The organism is Variovorax nitratireducens (genome assembly GCF_051216545.1).
Taxonomy (GTDB): Bacteria; Pseudomonadota; Gammaproteobacteria; order Burkholderiales; family Burkholderiaceae_C; genus Variovorax.
Window position 1 is genome coordinate 32,279 of record NZ_JBPJZO010000003.1, and the last position, 19,662, is coordinate 51,940.

18 protein-coding genes are annotated in these 19,662 nt (G+C 66.7%); 7 read left to right on the forward strand and 11 right to left on the reverse strand.

Annotation, left to right across the window (positions count from 1 at the left end; translation table 11 throughout):
- Positions 1-10: 10 nt before the first annotated feature.
- The gene (gtdA, locus tag ACSFA8_RS09435; protein ID WP_435479251.1) at positions 11-1,081 is read right to left on the reverse strand and encodes a gentisate 1,2-dioxygenase; all 1,071 of its coding nucleotides are present in this window, start codon (positions 1,079-1,081) and stop codon (positions 11-13) included.
- A gap of 127 nt (positions 1,082-1,208) precedes the next feature.
- On the opposite strand from gtdA, the gene ACSFA8_RS09440 reads away from it, so the two are divergent.
- Entirely contained in the window at positions 1,209-2,099 is an 891-nt protein-coding gene (locus ACSFA8_RS09440; protein WP_435479252.1) for a LysR family transcriptional regulator, read from the forward strand.
- Positions 2,100-2,111: 12 nt separating this feature from the next.
- Here ACSFA8_RS09440 and ACSFA8_RS09445 read toward each other — a convergent pair whose 3' ends face one another.
- The 4 genes from ACSFA8_RS09445 to ACSFA8_RS09460 all read right to left on the reverse strand — a co-directional run bounded on the left by ACSFA8_RS09445 (position 2,112) and on the right by ACSFA8_RS09460 (position 5,824).
- Positions 2,112-2,483, reverse strand: a complete 372-nt coding sequence (locus ACSFA8_RS09445) for a hypothetical protein (protein ID WP_435479253.1) — start codon at positions 2,481-2,483, stop codon at positions 2,112-2,114.
- Between the two features lie 123 nt (positions 2,484-2,606).
- Positions 2,607-3,416 carry an SDR family NAD(P)-dependent oxidoreductase gene (locus ACSFA8_RS09450; RefSeq protein ID WP_435479254.1) on the reverse strand — a complete coding sequence of 270 codons (810 nt, stop codon included), beginning with the start codon at positions 3,414-3,416 and terminating at the stop codon, positions 2,607-2,609.
- A gap of 119 nt (positions 3,417-3,535) precedes the next feature.
- Positions 3,536-4,528 carry an alpha/beta hydrolase gene (locus ACSFA8_RS09455; RefSeq protein ID WP_435479255.1) on the reverse strand — a complete coding sequence of 331 codons (993 nt, stop codon included), beginning with the start codon at positions 4,526-4,528 and terminating at the stop codon, positions 3,536-3,538.
- A gap of 381 nt (positions 4,529-4,909) precedes the next feature.
- Positions 4,910-5,824 (reverse strand): LysR family transcriptional regulator, encoded by a 915-nt coding sequence (locus ACSFA8_RS09460; protein WP_435479256.1) that lies wholly within the window; start codon positions 5,822-5,824, stop codon positions 4,910-4,912.
- Positions 5,825-5,948: 124 nt separating this feature from the next.
- Here ACSFA8_RS09460 and ACSFA8_RS09465 point away from each other — a divergent pair, with 124 nt between their 5' ends.
- The 6 genes from ACSFA8_RS09465 (at position 5,949) to ACSFA8_RS09490 (ending at position 11,213) form a co-directional block, all read left to right on the forward strand.
- Positions 5,949-7,214 carry an aromatic ring-hydroxylating dioxygenase subunit alpha gene (locus ACSFA8_RS09465; RefSeq protein WP_435479744.1) on the forward strand — a complete coding sequence of 422 codons (1,266 nt, stop codon included), beginning with the start codon at positions 5,949-5,951 and terminating at the stop codon, positions 7,212-7,214.
- Position 7,215: 1 nt separating this feature from the next.
- Entirely contained in the window at positions 7,216-7,686 is a 471-nt protein-coding gene (locus tag ACSFA8_RS09470) for an aromatic-ring-hydroxylating dioxygenase subunit beta (protein WP_435479257.1), read from the forward strand.
- Positions 7,687-7,694: 8 nt separating this feature from the next.
- On the forward strand, positions 7,695-8,012 hold the full coding sequence (locus ACSFA8_RS09475) for a non-heme iron oxygenase ferredoxin subunit (RefSeq protein ID WP_435479258.1): 318 nt from the start codon (positions 7,695-7,697) through the stop codon (positions 8,010-8,012).
- Positions 8,013-8,016: 4 nt separating this feature from the next.
- Positions 8,017-9,234, forward strand: a complete 1,218-nt coding sequence (locus ACSFA8_RS09480) for an NAD(P)/FAD-dependent oxidoreductase (protein ID WP_435479259.1) — start codon at positions 8,017-8,019, stop codon at positions 9,232-9,234.
- A 51-nt stretch (positions 9,235-9,285) separates the two neighbouring features.
- A complete protein-coding gene (locus ACSFA8_RS09485; RefSeq protein WP_435479260.1) occupies positions 9,286-9,990 on the forward strand; it encodes a fumarylacetoacetate hydrolase family protein in 705 nt (234 codons plus the stop codon).
- A gap of 86 nt (positions 9,991-10,076) precedes the next feature.
- Positions 10,077-11,213 carry a cupin domain-containing protein gene (locus ACSFA8_RS09490; RefSeq protein WP_435479261.1) on the forward strand — a complete coding sequence of 379 codons (1,137 nt, stop codon included), beginning with the start codon at positions 10,077-10,079 and terminating at the stop codon, positions 11,211-11,213.
- Positions 11,214-11,241: 28 nt separating this feature from the next.
- Here ACSFA8_RS09490 and ACSFA8_RS09495 read toward each other — a convergent pair whose 3' ends face one another.
- From ACSFA8_RS09495 to ACSFA8_RS09520, 6 genes are all read right to left on the reverse strand, one after another.
- Positions 11,242-11,703 carry a DUF1801 domain-containing protein gene (locus ACSFA8_RS09495; RefSeq protein ID WP_435479745.1) on the reverse strand — a complete coding sequence of 154 codons (462 nt, stop codon included), beginning with the start codon at positions 11,701-11,703 and terminating at the stop codon, positions 11,242-11,244.
- Between the two features lie 67 nt (positions 11,704-11,770).
- Positions 11,771-13,177 carry a heavy metal sensor histidine kinase gene (locus ACSFA8_RS09500; RefSeq protein ID WP_435479262.1) on the reverse strand — a complete coding sequence of 469 codons (1,407 nt, stop codon included), beginning with the start codon at positions 13,175-13,177 and terminating at the stop codon, positions 11,771-11,773.
- Positions 13,174-13,860 carry a heavy metal response regulator transcription factor gene (locus ACSFA8_RS09505; protein WP_435479263.1) on the reverse strand — a complete coding sequence of 229 codons (687 nt, stop codon included), beginning with the start codon at positions 13,858-13,860 and terminating at the stop codon, positions 13,174-13,176. Before ACSFA8_RS09505 ends, ACSFA8_RS09500 begins: the two co-directional genes overlap by 4 nt.
- The gene (locus ACSFA8_RS09510) at positions 13,857-17,021 is read right to left on the reverse strand and encodes an efflux RND transporter permease subunit (protein WP_435479264.1); all 3,165 of its coding nucleotides are present in this window, start codon (positions 17,019-17,021) and stop codon (positions 13,857-13,859) included. Before ACSFA8_RS09510 ends, ACSFA8_RS09505 begins: the two co-directional genes overlap by 4 nt.
- Positions 17,018-18,208 carry an efflux RND transporter periplasmic adaptor subunit gene (locus tag ACSFA8_RS09515; RefSeq protein ID WP_435479265.1) on the reverse strand — a complete coding sequence of 397 codons (1,191 nt, stop codon included), beginning with the start codon at positions 18,206-18,208 and terminating at the stop codon, positions 17,018-17,020. The genes ACSFA8_RS09510 and ACSFA8_RS09515 overlap by 4 nt, the downstream gene beginning before the upstream one ends.
- A gap of 5 nt (positions 18,209-18,213) precedes the next feature.
- A complete protein-coding gene (locus tag ACSFA8_RS09520; protein ID WP_435479266.1) occupies positions 18,214-19,662 on the reverse strand; it encodes an efflux transporter outer membrane subunit in 1,449 nt (482 codons plus the stop codon).

Sequence of the window (19,662 nt, forward strand, 5' to 3'; positions counted from 1 at the left end):
GGATTGACGATCAGTTGCCCAGAAACTGTTCGCGATGAATGCCGATCGCGTCCTGGACTGGACGATCCGAGAAGCTGAACAGCACCGTCTCGTCGTCGGCTTCCAGCCGAAGGCTGGCCCAGGAAGGCACGACGAAAGTGTCTTGCGGCTGGAAGGCGAAGCGCTGGCCAGCGATCTCTGCCGTGCCGCGCCCTTCGACCACGCTGTACACCGCACCATCGGTGGCGCGATGGCTCTTGCCCTTGAACGACTTCGGCAGCAATTGCAGATAGGTCGCCATGGTCGGCATGGGCGCCCCACCCGTGAGCGGGTTGACGTAGCGCAGCTTCCAGCCCAACCAGTCGTCCGGCGCCTCTGCCTTTTGCAGCGCGGCCAGCGCTTCGCGGCTGCGCGCATACGGATAGCTGAAGATCGGCGAGGTCGGCGACGTGTGCGTGTGGCGGACCGGCACCATGTTGTGCCCGAAGCGCGCATAGCTGTGGCCTTCGGGGCGCGCCACGCTCTGTGAGGCCGCAGCATCGTTCTCGGCGAAGCCCGCATCGAAAAAGCGCACCAGCGGAATGTCCAGGCCATCGAGCCAGACCACCGGCTCGCTGTCGCCTTGCAAGCCCTCGTTGCCGTGGTCGTGCCAGGCCCATGACGGCGTGATGATGAAGTCGCCCGGAAACATCGTCGTGCGTTCTCCACCCACCGTGGTGTACGCCCCCTTGCCATCGACGATGAACCGGAGCGCCGACTGCACATGCCGATGCGACGGTGCGACCTCGCCCGGCATGATCAGCTGCAAGCCTGCATAGAGCGATTGCGTGATGCACGACCGGCCCGGCATGCCCGGGTTTTCGAGAATCAGCACGCGCCGAACCGCTTCTTCCGCGGTGATGAGTTCGGCCGACTCCATCAGGGAGGGCTTGATGTCCGCATAGCGCCAGAGCGCCGCGACGCACGGCGAAGCGGGCTCCCGCGGCACCAGCGCGTGCAGTTCTTCCCACAGCGGGGTCAGGTTCAGGGCTTTGATGCGCTCGTAGTAGCGGCGCCGCTGCGCAAGCGTGTCGAGCGTTGCCGGCGAGGCGATGGTGTCCATGTTGTCTCCTGGGAAGCGACGTCCTTGTCACTCAGGATCCGATTCTTGCGGGCCACCTCTATTCGAGCAACCGCGTTCATGGAATACTTCCAATCGCAATATTTAATAATGGCTTTGGAGCTTCACGATGGCAGGACTTGATCTCGAATGGCTGGCGGTGTTCGATGAGGTCTACAAGACGTCAAGCGTGTCCCGAGCGGCAGAGCGGCTGGGCATCGCCCAGGCCTCGGCGAGCATTGCGCTGGGCAAACTGCGCACTCACTTTGACGACCAGCTGTTCAGCAGAACCGCGCGTGGCATGCAGCCCACGCCGCGCGCCCAGGCGCTACAGCCCGTCATGCGAAAGGTCTTGGCAGAACTAGAGCAGGCGCGGGCAAGCCGGCAGGTGTTTGACCCAAAGGTGGCAGACCGCGAGTTCCGTATCTGCATGACCGACATCAGCGAAGTCGTTCTCTTGCCGAAGCTGCTCAACCACCTGCGCACCGCTGCGCCGGGAGTGCGCGTCCATGTGGAGAAGATCTCGACCGCAAGCGCTCGGCGCCTGGAGGATGGGGAGGTCGACCTGGCCGTGGGCTTCATGCCGCAGCTCGACGCCGGCTTTTATCAGACCGTTCTGTTCGCGCAGAACTTTGTCTGCCTGGCGGCGGCGGCACACCCCCGGATCAGCGGGCGCTTGACCAAGGCCGCCTATGCGCGCGAGAGCCATGTCGTTGTCACGGCCTCAGGCACTGGACATGCCATCGTCGACAAGGTTCTCACCGCGGCAGGCGTGGTGCGGCATGTGGCGCTGAGTGTGCCGAGCTTTCTTGGCGTTGCCAGGATCGTGGCGGAGACAGAGCTGATCGCCACGGTGCCGCTTCGGTTCGGCGAAGCAATGCAAACCCGCGAACACATCCGCCTGATCCCGACGCCTCATGCCCTGCCGCACTATGAAGTGAAGCAACACTGGCACGAACGGTTCAACGCTGACGCGGGCAATGTGTGGCTGCGTCGAACGGTGGCGCAGTTGCTCGCATGAATGAGGCGACCCTCAGCGGGCCCGGGGAGTTTTCACCAATCGGGTTCGCTGTTTCTGCAATACCGCAAGCGCGACCAGTTCCGCCCGGCAGTCGGCCGGCGTCGCAATCAGTCGGTAAGGGTTGCGGCGCAACGCTGTGACCGCCTTCTCGGCGGCCACAGGATCCTTGGTCGACCCGACAAGCCCGGCCGCCACCATGGCCCGCGATTGCCGGGTAAAGGCTTTCTCAAAGGCAGGTGTGCCACAGCGCGCCGCGACCACGCGGTAGTCTGCTTCCTGCTGCAGCGTCCCCCCGCTGGCCGGCGCCACGGCTACTTGGGCGGTCGCGAAGCTCGACCACAGCAGGATCGGAATGGCAACTCGGCGCGGGATTGAAACTGACATGCAAATACCCCCTTTGGAGCTTAAGCATCAGGCGGGGCCGCCCTGCCCCGCGCAGGCAATAGACCACTTCGTCAGTCAGCATTTGGCTCGCGGTTCCCTCCGACCGCGGAACAGACGAAATGCCTAGCCAGCGGCCGTCCGACGGAGCGTCGGAAGGCCGACGCCTGTCGCTTCAAAGCCGCCATCCACCGCGAGCACCTGCCCATTGACGTAACTCGCCGCAGGGCTGCACAGAAACCCCACAGTGGACGCGATCTCGTCCATGGAGCCGTACCGCCCCAACGGAATGGTGTCATGGTAGTCGGCGCGAATGGCGGGCGTGTGAACCTGCCTGGCCATCTCCGTCTCCACCGGTCCCGGCGCAATGGCATTCACCCGGATGCCGACAGCGCCCAGTTCAACCGCCTGCTGGCGGGTCAGGTGAATGAGCGCCGCCTTGCTCGTTCCGTAGGCGACGCGCAAGGTGCTGGCCCGGAGGCCCGAGATGGATGCGATGTTGACAATGGCCCCGCCGCCGGTTCGAAGCATGACGGGCGCACAGGCCTGCGAGCAAAGGAAGGCCCCATCCAGGTTGGTCGCGAAGACGGTTCTCCATTCCTGGAACGTCGTCGTCTCGATGCTCTTGAAAACGGCAATGCCTGCGTTGTTGACCAGGTAGTCGATGCGGCCGAATCGGGCGGCGCCCTGATCGATGCTGGCTTGCACCTGATCCGGCTGGGACACATCGCAGCTAAGCGCCAGAACACGCGCCTCATCGTTCAGGGCGGCTTGCGCCTTTGACAACGTCTCTTCGTCAATGTCCAGCATGAGGACACGATGCCCACTGTCGAGAAACCAGCGGGTGATTGCGAGGCCGATACCGCGCGCTGCGCCGGTTACGACCGCGACCGGCATGGCTGGCGCTGAAGGCGGGTCGATCTTTGAAGAGGACATGCAGGATCCGGCAAGGGGTTGCTGCAGATTGTCGTGCAAGCCGTGTTGGCCTGCGAGTCGACAGCCAGCCCTTGCCCGATCAGCACGTCGATGGGGTTACCCTGCGCAAGGGCCTAGGTTCAGCTCGAGCCCAACTGTGATTGGGGCGATAGTTGCGAGCGCAACCATGCAGCCAGGTCGGCCATCACCTGGGTGCCCAGCGGCGACACCGCAGTGAAGTGAAGGCAGGCGTGGATAGCACCGGGGTAATGGCGGTGCTCGGTCGGCACGCCGCCCTGCGCGACGCGCAGCGCCAGCGCATGGCCCTCGTCACGCAGCGGGTCATGGCCCATGGTGGCCAGCCAGGTGGGCGGCAGCGTGTCCAGCACCTGCGAGTGCAGCAAGGCGAAATCGGAGTGCCGCGCCAGCTCCTGCCGCCCGCCGAGGTAGCAGTCGATGAACCATTGCATGACACCGGTGGTGAGGAACTTGCCTTCGCCGTTCTCGGCCATCGAAGGGCTCGGTTCGCTGTAGTGCTGGGCGACGGGATAAATGAGGCCCAGCGCACGCGGTGCGATGGCGCCTGCGCCACGCAGCGCCGCCACGGTGGCGAGTTGCGCACCCGCGCTGTCGCCGGCCAGCGCGATGCGCGACGGGTCGGCCCCGAGCTCGTGCGCATTCGCGGCCACCCAGCGCAGCGCGCATGCCACGTCGTCTACCGCGGCTGGAAAGGGATGCTCGGGCGCCAGCCGGTAGTCCACCGCCACCACCACGGCGGCCACGTCATGGCACAGGGTGCGGCAAATCTTGTCATGGGTTTCGAGGTCTCCGATCACGAAGCCGCCGCCATGTACATAGAGCAGCAAGGGGAGCGGCCCCTGGGCGTCGGGTTGGTAGATGCGCAGCGTCAACGGACTGCCGGGTCCGTCGATGACGCGGTCGTTGGCCGACGCGATGGCCGGCGCCGGCAGGCCCAGGCCGGCCGCCAGGTCGCGGTAGATCTGGCGCGCCACCGACGGCGGCAGCGACTCCAGCGGCGGGTTGCCTTGTGCGGCGGCCTGCGCCAGAAAGCCGGCCAGCGCCGGGTCGAGCGGTGCCGGGTCGAGCACGGCGGGGATGGAGGTGTGGGTCATTGTGGTCGTCCAGGCGTTTGTCTCGGTTTTCGCTGCGGGGCCGCCGAAGAAATGGGTCGGACTGGCCGCGGGCGGAAATGCCCGCAGCAGCGCGTTCTTTGTGCAACGGTCGTACCAGCAGCGCCGCGACGGGGGTGGCCCGACGCTGTTGTGCAATGCTTTTTCATTGGGGCAATCAGGGAATTCCCGAGGCCTTGATAGTTATGCCAAATAACTGGTTTACCCGAATCCGCGTTTTCACCAAATGATCAAACAACGGTCATTCGTTTCACCAAACGATGAACAACAACGCGCGGGTGGCGATCATCGCTGTGGTGGCCGGCAGCCTGGTTTTGTGGCTGCGATTGCCGGGTGGCCGGCGCTCCCGCAGGCGGCGCGAGTTCAACCAGGCGCACCTTCCCCATGGAGCCGGATGATCAAGGCGCGCAGCCAGGCCACGGCGGGGTCCCGGTGATACCGGCCGTGCCAGAACAGGTTGATCGCAATCTCGGGCAGCTTGGCCGGATGGGGGACATATGACAACCCGAAAGGCTCGACCAAGGCCTGGGCGAGCCGCTCAGGAACTGTCGCCACCAGGTCCGAGTCGTGCAGGATATGGCCGACCGCCACATAGTGCGGCACGGTCAGGACGACCTTGCGAACAATCTTCTTGCGGCTGAGAAGTTCGTCCGCCTTGCCGTGGCCAGTTCCCTCCGAAATCACAACCACGTGGTCGGCCTGCGAGAACTCGCCCAGGGTGATCTGCCGCTTGTCCAGCGCATGGCCGCGGCGAAACATGCAGACGTAGTGCTGCTTGAACAGTCGCCGCTGGAAATAGCCGCCCTTGAGCTGCGGCAGCAAGCCGATGGCCAGGGTGACGTGGCCGGATTCCATCTCGTCCTGAAGATTGACCGCGGTGTTGCGAACGGTGCTGAGCGAGAGACCCGGTGCCACGCGCGCCAGTTCCTTCATCAGTTTGGGCAGGAAATAGATCTCACCGATGTCGGTCATGCCGATGGTGAAGGCGCGCGTCGAAGTGGCCGGATCGAACGAGCTTCGCTGGTTGATCGCGGCATGGATCGTTTGCAGGGCGCTCGCGGTCGGCTCGGCCAGCTGCTCGGCGAAGGGTGTCGGCTCCATGCCCTTCGGCGTTCGAAGGAACAGGGGGTCGTCGGTCAGCTTGCGCAGGCGCGCCAGCGCGTTGCTCACCCCGGGCTGGGACAGGCCGAGGGTGGTCGCCACCTTCGACACCCGCCGATCGATGAGCAGCTGGTTGAACACAACCAGCAGGTTGAGGTCGATGTCCTTGAGCTCCACGGCGACCCCCATTCGCAAAATCTATATGAACTATTCGGCACATTCTATTGAACGATGGCTCCGAAAAATCGATCATTGCCGAACCGCGATGCAGGCCGTGCGAAACGGCCGACAGGAGACAAATATGGATGACACATCAGCAGTCTTTCCCCAGCAGATCCACTGGGAAGACAAAGGCACCAGCCGAATCCCCTTCATGGCCTACACCGATGCCGATCAGCACCGGCGTGAGCTCGAGCGCCTTTTCTACCGGGGCCACTGGTGCTATGTGGGCCTGGAGGCCGAGATTCCAGAGGTTGGCGATTTCAAGCGCACGGTGGTCGGCGAGCGCTCGGTCATCATGGTTCGGGATGCCGAGGGCTCCATCAGCGTCGTGGAAAACGTGTGCGCGCATCGGGGCATGCAGTTCTGCCGCGAGCGGCACGGCAACCGCAAGGCCAGCGGGTTCACCTGCCCGTACCACCAGTGGAACTATTCGCTCGGCGGCGATCTGCAAGGGGTGCCCTTTCGCCGCGGCGTCAAGCAGGACGGCAAGATCAATGGCGGAATGCCGGCCGACTTCAAGCCTGCCGATCATGGCCTCAACAAGCTGAAGGTTGCAACGCGCGGCGGCGTCGTGTTTGCGTCGTTCGATCCGGACGTGGAATCGCTCGAGGACTTCATGGGCCCGGAGATCCTGGGCTACTTCGACCGGCTGTTCAACGGCCGGAAGCTGACGATTCTTGGGTACAACCGCCAGCGCATTCCCGGCAACTGGAAGCTGATGCAGGAGAACATCAAGGACCCGTACCACCCGGGCCTGCTGCATACGTGGTTCGTCACCTTCGGGCTCTGGCGTGCGGACAACAAGTCGGAACTCCGCATGGACAGCCACCACCGGCACGCCGCGATGATCTCGACGCGCGGCGCAAGCGGCAAGGCGGATCAGGTCACGCAGGTGTCGAGCTTCAAGGAAGGCATGAAGCTCAACGATGACCGCTTTCTGGACATCGTGCCCGAGCCGTGGTGGGGCGGCCCGACGGCGGTGATGATGACGCTGTTCCCGAGCGTGATCTTCCAGCAGCAGGTCAACAGCGTCTCGACGCGGCATATCCAGCCGAGTGGATCCGGTGCGTTCGACTTTGTCTGGACGCACTTCGGCTTCGAGGACGACGACGACGAGATGACGCTGCGGCGGCTGCGGCAGGCAAATCTCTTCGGGCCGGCGGGCTTCGTTTCGGCCGACGACGGGGAGGTGATCGAGCTTTCGCAGAAAGGCTTCGAACAGAAACCTTTCCACCGCACCCTCGCCGAGCTCGGCGGGCGCGAAGTCGGCGACACGGACCACATGGTCACCGAGACACTGATCCGGGGCATGTACGCGTACTGGCGCAAGGTCATGGAGGCTTGAGATGAACTTCCAGGACTACTTCGACCTGACCCAGCTCTACGCCCGCTACGCCCAGGCAGTCAGTTCCGGCCAATGGGAACTGTGGCCGGAATTCTTCACGGACGACTGCAGCTACCGCCTGCAGCCGCGCGAGAACTACGACCGCGGCTTTCCGCTCGCGACGCTGTCGTTCGAGAGCAAGGGCATGCTGAAGGACCGTGTCTACGGCATCCGCGAGACCCTGTTCCACGACCCCTACTACCAGCGCCACGTGGTCGGCACGCCGGTCGTCCTGAAGGCCGAGGCGGACCGCTTCGAGTGCGAGGCCAACTACGCGGTGTTCCGCACCAAGCTGTCCGAACTCTCGAGCGTCTTCAGCGTGGGACGCTACATCGACGTCGTCGTCCGCACCGGGGAGGGACTGAAGTTCGCCTCGCGCCAGGTCATCTACGACAGCGAGATGATTCCCAACTCCGTCATCTATCCGCTTTGAGGCCAGCCATGAGCGATTCCCAATGGACCGATGCCGCCCCCGTCGACGAGGTGCCCGCCGACGATGTCGTCGGCATGCTGGTCGGCGGGCGCGACATCGCGCTGTACAACGTGGACGGCCAGATCTACGCGACCGACAACGTGTGCACCCACGGCCATGCCCGCCTGTGCGATGGCTTTCTTGAAGGGCACGAAATCGAGTGCCCCCTGCACCAGGGCAAGTTCGACGTGCGCGACGGGAAGCCGACCTGCGCCCCCGTGACCGAGTCGATTCGCTGGTACCCCGTGAAGATCGACGCGGGCCGCGTGCTCCTCTCGCTGGACTGAACCGGTGAGCGCCGAAACCATCGTCATCGTGGGCGCCGGTCAAGCCGGCGGCTGGGCCGCGCAAACGCTGCGCAGCGAAGGTTTCGGGGGCCGCGTGATCCTGATCGGCGACGAGCCTCATCGTCCCTACGAACGCCCGCCGTTGTCCAAGGCGGTGCTCTCTGGAGATGCGCATGCGCAGACGACCTACCTGCTGAAATCGGAAGCCTTCGATGCGCTCGCCATCGACTGGCGGCCGAACGTCAGCGCGACCTTCATCGACCGGGTTGCGAAGCTGCTTCACCTGACGCGTGGAGAGCAAGTTTCATACGACAAGCTGATCCTCTGCAACGGGGGGCGGGCGCGCCGATTGAGCATCCCGGGCGCGGATCTGCCCGGCGTTTTCACCTTGCGCAGCATCGAGGACGCGGCGGCGCTCGGTGCCGCGTTGTCTGCCGGCAAGCGGTTGCTCGTCGTCGGGGGCGGCTGGATCGGCCTCGAAGTGGCTGCAACGGCCAGGAAGAAGGGGCTGGAGGTGACCGTCGTGGAAGCGATGGGCCGGCTGTGCGAGCGCACCGTTCCGCCGGAAATCTCCGACTACCTGCTGCAACTCCACACCTCCCGCGGCGTCGACGTCCGGCTCGGCACGGGGATCGAGCAGCTGGTGCAGGGCGCGCGAGGCGGCCTGACGGCCTCGTTCGGCGACGGGCGGGAGCTCGAGTGCGACGCGGTCCTCATCGGTGTCGGCCTGATCCCCAACGACGAACTCGCACGCGAGGCAGGCCTGGCGTGCGATGGCGGCGTGCTGGTCGATTCGCAATGCCACACATCGGATCCCGACATTCTTGCCGCCGGCGACGTGGCGGCATGGCATTGCGAATGGGCCGGGCGGCGGATGCGGCTCGAGTCCTGGCAGAACGCGCAGGAGCAAGGGATCGCCGCCGCGCGCGCCGCGCTCGGCTCCACGGTGAATCATCAGCCGTTGCCCTGGTTCTGGTCGGACCAGTACGACGTCAACCTCCAGATCTACGGCATGCCCACGCCAGCGCACCGCGTGGTCGTGCGCGGCGATCGAAGCGCCAACAGCTTCGTGATGTTCTTCCTCGACGCCGACAAGGTGGTCGCGGCGCTGGGCCCCAACGCCGCACGGGATCTGCGCTTTGCGCGGCGCCTGATCGAGCGCCGCACCAGCGTCGATGCGGCGCAGCTAGCCGACCTGCAGGTGCCGCTCGCCAAACTCTGAACCAGACCCCGGATGTGGAACCAGCTTCCAAACTCCTTCACCACGAACTTCATGACCACTACCTATCTCTGGACTCCTGCTGTCATTCCATCTCTGCCGGTGCGCGGCAAGACGGAGCGTCTGCCCGTCAACCGCCTGTTTTTCGTCGGCCGCAACTATCACGCCCACGCCATCGAGATGGGCCGGCCGGTCGACAAGACGGTGGAGGTGCCGTTCTATTTCACCAAGAGCCTGCCGACGCTGGTGGAATCCGGCGCCACCGTGGCCTATCCACCCGGCACGCAGAACTACCACTTCGAGATGGAGCTGGTGCTCGTCATCGGAGCGCCGGGCTTTCGCGTCAGCCGCGCCGAGGCACACCAGCTGATCTACGGGTATGCCTGCGGCCTGGACATGACGCGGCGCGACCTGCAGCTCGTGGCCCGCGACAAGGGCCGGCCCTGGGATCTCGGCAAGGACGTCGAGCAATCGTCGGTGGTGTCCGAGGTCGTCCCCATGGCTGGCACCGTGCTCGAGCAGGGCGCGCTGGCGTTGAGCGTGAACGGCCAGGAGCGCCAGCGCTCGGATCTTTCGAAGCTGATCTGGAACATCCCCGAACTGATCGAGGATCTTTCGAAGTTCTACCACCTGCAGCCTGGCGATCTGATCTTCACCGGCACACCGGAGGGCGTGGGCGCGCTCCAGCCGGGCGATCACGTCGAAGGCAGCGTTGCCGGCGTGGGCGAGATCACACTCACGATCGGCCCGGCCGAGTGAAGCGCAAGCCAACATAGCGCAGCTCCCGGCAAACGATACAGCGCCATGCGAGCGCTCGTTGCAGCGATCCCCACGAAGGAACTTCCATGACAGTCGACACCGTACCCTCCCCCGTGCGCCTGAAGGCCGTCGCAGCCCCGGGTCAACCCGAGCCCAGCCCCGCGCTCGAGCAGCTCTACCGAGGCTTCGAAAGCGAGCTGCTCGTTCCGCTCTGGACCGAGATCGGCGATCTGATGCCGCGGCATCCGCGCAGCAAGGCGGTGCCCCACCTTTGGCGCTGGGATCGCCTGGTCGAACTGGCAAGCGAGGCCGGGCGCATCGTGCCCGTGGGTCGCGGTGGCGAGCGGCGCGCCATCGCGCTGGCCAATCCGGCGCTCGGCGGCAGGCCGTTTGCCACGCCCACGCTGTGGGCTGCCATCCAGTACCTGATGCCGGGCGAGGATGCACCGGAGCATCGCCACACACAGCACGCGTTCCGCTTCGTGGTGGAAGGCGAAGGCGTGTGGACCGTGGTCAACGGCGACCCGGTGCGGATGTCACGCGGCGACTTCCTGCCGCAGGCCGGGTGGAACTGGCATTCCCATCACAACGCGGCCAGCGCGCCGATGGCCTGGATCGATGGACTGGACATCCCGTTCTCGTACTACACCGAGTCGCAGTTCTTCGAGTTCGGCCGCGAGCACGTCAGCACCGCCGAGAAGGCCACGCCGGAACGCTCGCGCTCGGAGCGCCTGTGGGGACACCCGGGCCTGCGTCCGCTGTCGCAACCGGAGGCGCCGGCCGCGACGCCGCTCCTGGCCTACCGCTGGGTCGATACCGATCGCGCCCTGGCCGACCAGCTGGCGCTGGAGGCCGAGGGCCATCCCGCAACGTTGAGCCCGGGCCACGCGGCGATTCGCTTCACCAACCCGAGCAATGGCCGCGACGTGCTGCCCACCATTCGCACCGAGATGCACCGCATCAGGAAGGGAACGAGCACCGTGGTGCAGCGCGAGGTCGGGTCATCGGTCTACCAGGTGTTCGAGGGCAGCGGCACGGTGAAGGTGGGCGAGCAGAAATGGACCGTCAAGCGCGGCGACATGTTCGTCGTGCCGTCTTGGCAGCCCTTCTCGGCACACTGCGACGCGGCCGGCCATGCAGCGCTCGACCTTTTCCGCTTCAGCGACGGGCCGATCTTCGAAGCGCTGCACGCGCATCGAACGCATTCGGGCGACCTGGAGTAGCCGGCACTTCGTTATCGAAATGGCCGGGTCAGCCTCGGGGGCCGAGAAAGCCCGGCATCGCAGCCGCCTGTTTCACCCAGTTCTCCATCTGCAGCTCGTCGAGCTCGTCGCCTTCGTGAATGTCGAGGTAACGCGTGTCCTGATTCTTGCTCGGGCCTGGCGGCACCGGCCTGAGCGACGAGCCGCGGAAAAAGCTCACCTTGAGGTAGCGGGTGAAGGCGTGGATTCCAAGGAACCAGCCCTGGCCCTCGACGCCGTAAAACGGTGAGTTCCACTTCACGGCCTTGCGCACGTCGGGCACGTTCCGCGCAATGAGTTCGTCCAGGCGCTTCCCGACATCGCGCTTCCAGCCAGGCAGCGCATCGATATACGCCTGCACGGGGGCCTCGCCGTCCGCCTTTGCGATCTGCGGGTTGCCACCCGAGAGGAGGACGACGGCGCCCTGCCTGGCCTTCGGCGTTGCCTTCGCTCCTGATCCGTTTTGCTTCATATCACGGCTGATTTTCCCGCCGGGCTTGACGCCGTGGCAAGCCCGCGACACCCAATGGTCCATCGAGTCAGTCGTGAAGGCTGCCCGGGCGCGCAGCAGGGAGCTTCGGGCAATCCCGGAGGCCTTCTGAAACGCTGAAGCCGACCGTCGTCGTGCCGCCGCTCGAGCGCGCGAACACGGTGCCGTTGTGCATCAGGGCCACCGCCTTGACGATGGCCAGGCCGAGCCCGTGGTTCTCGCCGCTGTTGTGGCGTGAGGCGTCGACGCGGTAGAAGCGGTCGAACAGGCGCGGCAGTTGGTCGGGTGCAATCGGCGCACTGGGGTTCGAGAAGCTCACCTCGGCCGAATGCGCCTGTTGGCCGATGCGCACCAGCACGCTGGCGCCCGGCTGCGAATGCTGGATCGCGTTCTGCAGCAGGTTGGTCAGCGCGCGGCGGAACAGAGATGTCTCGATCGGCGCCACGGCGTCGCCCTCGACCTGCACCGTCATGCCGGCCTCGTCGAGTAGCAGCTCGAGGAACTCCACCGTCTTGCCAACCTCCGCCGCGATCGAGGAGGCCACCAGCCCGCGGGCCCGCACGCCCTGCTCGGCGCGCGCGAGAAACAGCATGTCGGAGACGATCGCGCGCAGCCGCTCCAGTTCTTCAAGATCGGACTGCAGCACCTCCTGCAGTTCGGCCGCGCTGCGCGGACGCGCCAGCGCGACCTGCGTCTGGCCGATCAGGTTGGCCAGCGGCGTGCGCAGCTCGTGCGCGACGTCGTCGCTGAAGGTCTCGAGCTGCCGGTAGGCCGCATCGAGCCGGTCGAGCGCCGCATTGAACGAGGCACCGAGATGCGCCAGCTCGCGCGGCAGGGCCGGCAGCTGCAGGCGCTGCGCGCGGTTGTCGGGCCCGATGCGCTGGGCGTCGGCCGACAGGCGCTGAACCGGGCCGAGCCCGATGCGCGCGATCCAGTAGCCCAGGGCGGCCGCCAGCGCCGTGCCCGCGAGCGTCAGCGCCACGAGCGCGGTCTCGAAGGCGCGCAAGGTGCTGCTGAAGGGTTCGGCGTCCACCCCGGCCATGAATCGCACCGCCGGGCGCAGGTCGTTGGCCGGCAACGCCTGACCGCGCACGCGCATGGGCTTCGGGGGCGTTCCTACGGGCAGCTCCACGCTCTGCTGCATCGAGTCCGCGAACTGCGGCATGTCGGCGCCGTAGCGGAACGCGGGGTCCTCGCTCCACATCCAGAAGCGGGTGCGGGTGTCCGCGGAACTCAGGGTCTCGAGCTTTTCACGCATGCGTTCACCGAGCTTTGCCGCACGGCCATGCTGCAGGATGTACGCCATGTCCTCCAGGCGCGCGTCGATCTGCTCCTCCTGGTGGCGCAGGAGCTCGTGCGAGAGCACGCGGTGCAGCGAAGCGCCGACCAGCGCGAAGCCCGCCATCGCCGCCGCGGCGAACATCAGCGCCAGCCGGACGGCGATCGAGTTCCTCATTCAGGCCCCTCGCCGCCGCGGTTCTCCAGCACATAGCCCATGCCGCGGATGGTGTGCAGCAGGTTGCGGCCGAAGGGTGCGTCGATCTTGCTGCGCAGCCGCTTGATGGCAACCTCGACCACGTTGGTGTTGCTATCGAAGTTCATGTCCCACACAAGCTCGGCAATCACCGTCTTGGAGAGGATCTCGCCCTGCCGCCGCGCCAGCACCGCGAGCAGCGCGAACTCCTTGGCCGTGAGGTCGATGCGCTGGCTGCCGCGAACCGCCTTGCGGCTGATCAGGTCGACGCGCAGGTCGCCCACGCGCAGCAGCGTCGACTCGTGGCTGCGCCCGCGGCGCGTCAGCGCCTGCAGCCGGGCCAGCAGTTCGAGGAAGGAAAAGGGCTTGACCAGGTAATCGTCGGCACCGGCCTGCAGCCCGCGCACGCGGTCTTCCACGCCGTCGCGCGCAGTCAGCATGATCACCGGCGTGTTCTTGACACTGCGCAGCGACTTGAGGATCGAGAAGCCGTCGAGCCCCGGCAGCATGACGTCGAGCACGATCACGTCGAAGTCGAAGTGCAGCGCCATGTGCTGGCCGTCGATGCCGTCGAAGGCGAGATCGACCGCACAGCCCTGCTCCGTCAGGCCCTGGTACAGGTAGTCGGCCGTCTTGCGCTCGTCTTCGACGATCAGCACCTTCATTCGATCGCAACTCCCGCCGCAGCTGCCTGGGGCGGCCGGGCCTGCCGGCGTTCCGCCTTGCGGCGCACGTACCAGTGGTGCGCCCGGTCGAGGTAGAGGTAGATCACCGGCGTGGTGAAGAGCGTGAGCATCTGCGACAGGATCAGCCCGCCCACCATCGCGTAGCCGAGCGGTCGCCGCAGTTCCGAGCCGGCGCCGTGGCCGAGCATCAGCGGCAGGCCGCTCAGCAATGCGCACATGGTGGTCATCATGATGGGCCGAAAGCGCAGCACGCAGGCCTCGAAGATCGCATCGGCCGGCGACATGCCCCTGTCGCGCTCCGCGTGCAGGGCGAAGTCGACCATCATGATGCCGTTCTTTTTCACGATGCCGATCAGGAGAATGATGCCGATCAATGCGATCACGCTGAGATCGTACCCACCGGCCATCAGGATCAGCAGCGCACCCACGCCGGCCGATGGCAGCGTCGACAAAATGGTCAGCGGGTGGATGTAGCTCTCGTAGAGCAGCCCCAGCACGATGTAGACCGAGATCAGCGCGGCCGCGATCAAATAGGGCTGGGTGCGCAGCGAATCGCCGAAGGCCTGCGCCGCACCCTGGAAGGTGCCGGAGAGCGTCGGCGGCACGCCCATCCGGGCCTGCGCGGCGTTGATCGCATCCACCGCCTGGCCCAGCGAGGCGCCCGGCTTCAGGTTGAACGAAAGCGTCACGGCGGGGAACTGCCCCTGGTGCGCGATCGCGAGGTAGCCGGTCTTGCTGGTGTCGAGCTTGACGAAGGTCGAAAGCGGAATCTGCTGGCCGTTAATCGGCGACGTCAGGTAGAGGCGGTCGAACAGCGAGGGGTCGCGCTGCAGCGCCGGCGTGACCTCGAGCACCACGTTGTAGCTGTTGAGCTGGGTGAAGTACTGCGCCACCTGGCGCTGGCCGATGGCGTCGTAGATGGTGGCGTCGACCATCGCAGGCGAGATGCCGAAGCTCGATGCGCGCTGCCGGTCGACCGTGACCATGGCGGTGGGTGCGGCGTTCTGCTGATCGGAAGTCACGTCGGTCAGCTGCGGCAGCCCGCGCAGGGTGTCCAGCAGCCGCGGCGCCCAGAGGTTGAGCTCGGCCAGATCGGAATCGGTGAGCGTGTACTGGTACTGCGTGCGCGACAGCCGCCCGCCGACGCTGATGTCCTGGCCGGCCTGCATGAAGAGCGTGATGCCCCGCACCGGCGCCAGCTTCGGCCGCAGCCGCGCGATCACCTCGTCGGCAGTCGAGGTGCGGCCCTCGTCCACGGGCTTGAGGCCAATGAAGAAGTTGCCCGAGTTGAAGGTGCTGGCGCCGGCCTGCATGCCGAAGGACGCGACGTCGGGATCCTGCCGGATGATGTCCGCCAACTGGAGCATGCGATCGTGCATGGCAGCGGAAGACGAGTCCTGCGCCGCGTCGGCCGAGCCGAAGATGAAGCCCGTGTCCTGCTGCGGGAAGAAGCCCTTCGGAATCACGACGAACAGCGCCACGGTGGCCGCCACCGTGAGGATGAAGCTCATCAGCGTGATGAAGGGATGGCGCAGCACGAGGTGCAGGCCACGCTTGTAGCCATTCAGCATGGCGTCGAAGCCGCGCTCGAACAGCTGGTAGGCGCGGCCGTGCTGCTCGCCGGCGGCGTGCGGCTTGAGGAACCTGGCGCACAGCATCGGCGTGAGCGTCAGCGAGATCAACACCGAGACGGCGATGGTCAGCGTCACCGTGACCGCAAACTCGCGGAACAGGCGCCCGACGATGCCGCCCATCAGCAGCAGCGGAATGAACACCGCGACCAGCGACACCGAGATCGAGATGATGGTGAAGCCGATCTCCCCCGCCCCCTTCAGCGCGGCCTCCAGCGGCGCCATGCCGTCCTCGATATGGCGGTAGATGTTCTCCAGCATCACGATCGCATCGTCGACCACGAAGCCGACCGCGATGGTCAGCGCCATCAGCGAGAGGTTGTCCAGGCTGTAGCCCACTACGTACATCACGGCCGCGGTGCCCAGCAGCGCGAGTGGCACGGTGACGCTCGGGATCAGCGTGACGGTCACGTTGCGCAGGAAGACGAAGATCACGGCCACCACCAGCGCGATCGACAGCATCAGCGTGAACTCCACGTCCTTGACCGAGGCGCGGATGGTCTGGGTGCGGTCGACCAGCGTGTCGACGGTTACGCTCGGCGGAATCGCGGCCTTGAGCCGCGGCAGTGCGGCCTGGATGCGGTCGACCGTCTCGATCACGTTGGCGCCGGGCTGCTTGGTGATGGCCAGCATGATGGCGCGGTTGGCTTCGGGCTCGTCGCCGTGCGCCGCCTTGCCCGCGTAGCCCCAGGCCGCCAATTTGCTGTTCTCCGGCCCGTCAACGGCCACGCCCACATCGCGCACGCGGATCGGCGCGCCGTTGCGCCAGGCCAGCACCATGTCGTTCCATGGCGCGGCCTTGAGCAGCTGGTCGTTGGTGTAGACGTTGAGCGCCTGGCGTTCGCCGTCGAGCGTGCCGGTCGGCTGGCTGACGGTGGTCTGGGCGATCACGCCGCGCACGTCCTCCAGGCTCAGGCCGACCGCCTTGATCTTCGCCGGGTCGACCTGGATGCGCACCGCCGGCTTCTGCACGCCGAAGATGTTGACCAGCCCGACACCCGCGATGCGCGAGATCTGCTGGGCCAGCACGTTGTCGGCATAGTCGTTGACCTGGATCAGCGGCAGCACCTTGGACTGCACGCCCAGGATCAGCAATGGCGCATCGGCCGGGTTGATCTTGCGGAAGCTCGGCGGGCTCGGCAGGTTGTTGGGCAACTGCCCGCCCGCCGCGTTGATGGCGGTCTGCACGTCGAGCGCGGCGCCGTCGATGTTGCGGTCGAGGTCGAACTGCAGCGTGATCTGGGACTGGCCGAGCGAGCTGCTCGAGCTCATCTGGCTCAGGCCCGCGATCAGCGAGAACTGGCGCTCCAGCGGCTGCGCCACGTTGGCGGCCATGGTCTCCGGGCTCGCGCCTGGCAGCCGGCCGGTGACCTGGATCGTCGGAAAGTCGACCTGCGGCAGCGGCGCCACGGGCAGCAGCGGCCAGGCGACGATGCCGATCAGCAGCACCGCCAGCGCCAGCAGCGAGGTGCCGATCGGCCGCTTGATGAAACCGGCCGAGATGCTCAAGGTTTCGCTCCCGCAACGACGGCCGGCGCATTGCCGTTCTGCCCGCCTTCGGTGATGCGCGCACCAGGCGTCAGGCGGTACTGGCCATCGACCACGACGCGGTCGCCGGCTGCCAGCCCCTTGCCGATGGTCGCCTTGCCGTCCGCGGTGTCAGCCACCTCGACCGGTTGCACGCGCACCTTGTCGTCCGGCCCGACCACGTAGGCAAAGAAGCCGGCCTGGCTGCGCTGCACCACCGCCTGCGGCACCGTGAGCGCATCGGCGCGTTCGCCCAGCACCACGCGCGCATCGACCGACTGCCCGGGCCACAGCTTGTGCTCGGCGTTCGGAAACTGCGCCTTGAGCGCGATGGTGCCGGTGGTGGTGTCGATCTGGTTGTTGAGCAGCACCAGCTTGCCGGTGGCGAGCACTGCGCGGGTGTCGCGGTCGATCGCCTGCACCTGCAGCGGCTCGCGGCTGTCGCGCAGTGCACCGTTCACCGCCTGGAAGCTGGCCTCGGGCAAGGTGAACTGCACCGCGATCGGGTCGATCTGGTTGATCACCAGCAATCCGTTCGCATCGGCGGCATGCACGATGTTGCCGGGATCGACCAGGCGCGCGCCGACGCGCCCGCCGATCGGCGCGCTGATGGTGGTGAAGTCCAGCTGCACCTGCGCGAAGTGGATCTGCGCCTGGTCGCTCTTGAGCGCGGCCTCCAGCTGGCCGACCAGCGCACGCTGCGTGTCGAGCGTCTGCTGGCTGGTCGCGTCTTCCTTGATAAGGTCGCCGTAGCGCTTCAGGTCGGCCCGCGCATTGGCCAGTTGCGTCTCGTCCTTGGCCTTCTGCGCGAGCACCTGTTCCAGCTGCGCCTGGTAGGTGCGCGGATCGATGCGCGCCAGCACCTGGCCGGCCTTGACGTCCTGCCCTTCGCGAAAGTCGACGCGGTCGAGCTGGCCGTCAATGCGCGTGCGCACGGTAACGGTCGCAACAGTCATCGCCGTGCCGACCCCGCTGCGGGCGATCGGCACGGTTTCGCGCGCGACGCGCACTGTGCTGACCGGCACCGGCGGCGCGCCGGCACTGGCGCGTGGCGGCTTCGGGCCGAGCCAGCGCCAGCCGCCCCAGGCCAGCAGGAGCACGGCCAGCAGCGCGAGCAGGGAGGCAGGCCAGCGCGGGCGCCGGCGAACGGGGGATTCAGGGGACACCATGACTTTCATTTCCCGGCCGAAGCCGTGTTTGCAGATGCCTGCAGCTGCGAGGCATTCCAGCCGCCGCCCACCGCCTTGACCAGCGCAACGCTGGCGGCGAACTGCCGGCCCTCGAGCTGCAAGGCCGTGCGCTCGTTGGTCAACGCGAGCGCCTGGGCCGTCACGACGCTCAGGTAGGTGGTGGTGCCGGCGCGGTACTGGCTCAGCGCCACCCGCTCGGCCGCGCGTGCCGAGCTCACCGCCTGATCCTGCGCATCGCGCTCCTGCGCCAGCAGTTCGAGCGCGGCCAGGTTGTCCTCGACCTCCTGGAAGCCCGCCAGCACCGTCTTGCGGTACTGGGCGGCGGAGGCATCGAAAACGGCACGCGCCTGCGCCACCTGCGCGCTGCGCAGCCCACCGTCGAGCAGCGTGCCCGCCAGCGCGGCGCCGAGTGCCCACACCTTGTCCGGTGCCGCCAGCCAGCGGCCCAGGCCGGCGCCGCTGAAGCCGCCGCCGGCCGTGAGCGAGAGCGTCGGGTAGTAGGCCGCCTGCGCGAAGCCGATGCCGGCGTTGGCGGCAGCAGCGCGGCGCTCGGCGCCAGCGATGTCGGGCCGCCGTTCGAGCAGTTCCGAAGGCAGGCCGACGGGCACCTGCGGCAGCTGGAGCGCCAGCTCGCCCGGCGGCAGCGAAAAGCTCGACGGCGTCTTGCCCAGCAGCACGGCGATCGCATGCGCGAGCTGGCGGCGCGTGAGCTCAATATCGAACGTCTGGGCCTGCGCCGCCTGCAGCGTGGTGTTGGCAAGTTCCACGTCGCTGCGCGTCACCACGCCGGCGCGGTACTGGCTTTGCGTGATCTGCAATGACTTGCGATAGGCCTCGAGCGTGCGGTCGTAGAGCTTCTGCTGCGCATCGGCAACGCGCAGCTGGATGTAGTCGTTGGCGAGCTCCGCCTGAACCGCGAGGCGCGCTGCGGCCAGATCCGCTTCGCTGGCCTGCGCGCTGTCGCTCGCGCCTTCCACCGCGCGGCGCACCCGGCCCCAGAGATCCGGCTCCCAGCCGGCCTGCAGCGACCAGGCGTGCGCGTTGCCGAGCGTGGTCGAACCAGTGGCGGTCTTGCTGCGCGCGCGACTGACCGAAGCATCGACGCCCACGGTCGGGTACCAGGCCGATTGCGCGTTCTGCACCAGCGCCTGCGCCTGGCGGTACTGCGCTTCGGCGATCCGGATGTCCTGGTTGGCGCTGACGGCTTCGGCGACCAGCGCGTCGAGCCGCGGGTCGCCGAAAGCGGCCCACCAGGGCCGAGCGGTGTCCGCGCTGGCCGGCGTGGCGGTTTTCCAGCTGTCGCTGGTTTGCCAGCTGCCGCCTTCCTTGAAGGCCGGCGCCGCGGCGCCTTCGGGCAACGCCGGGCGCCGGTAGTCCGGGCCGACGGCACAGGCCGTCAGCAACACCACCAACGCAAGACACAGGATTCGCAT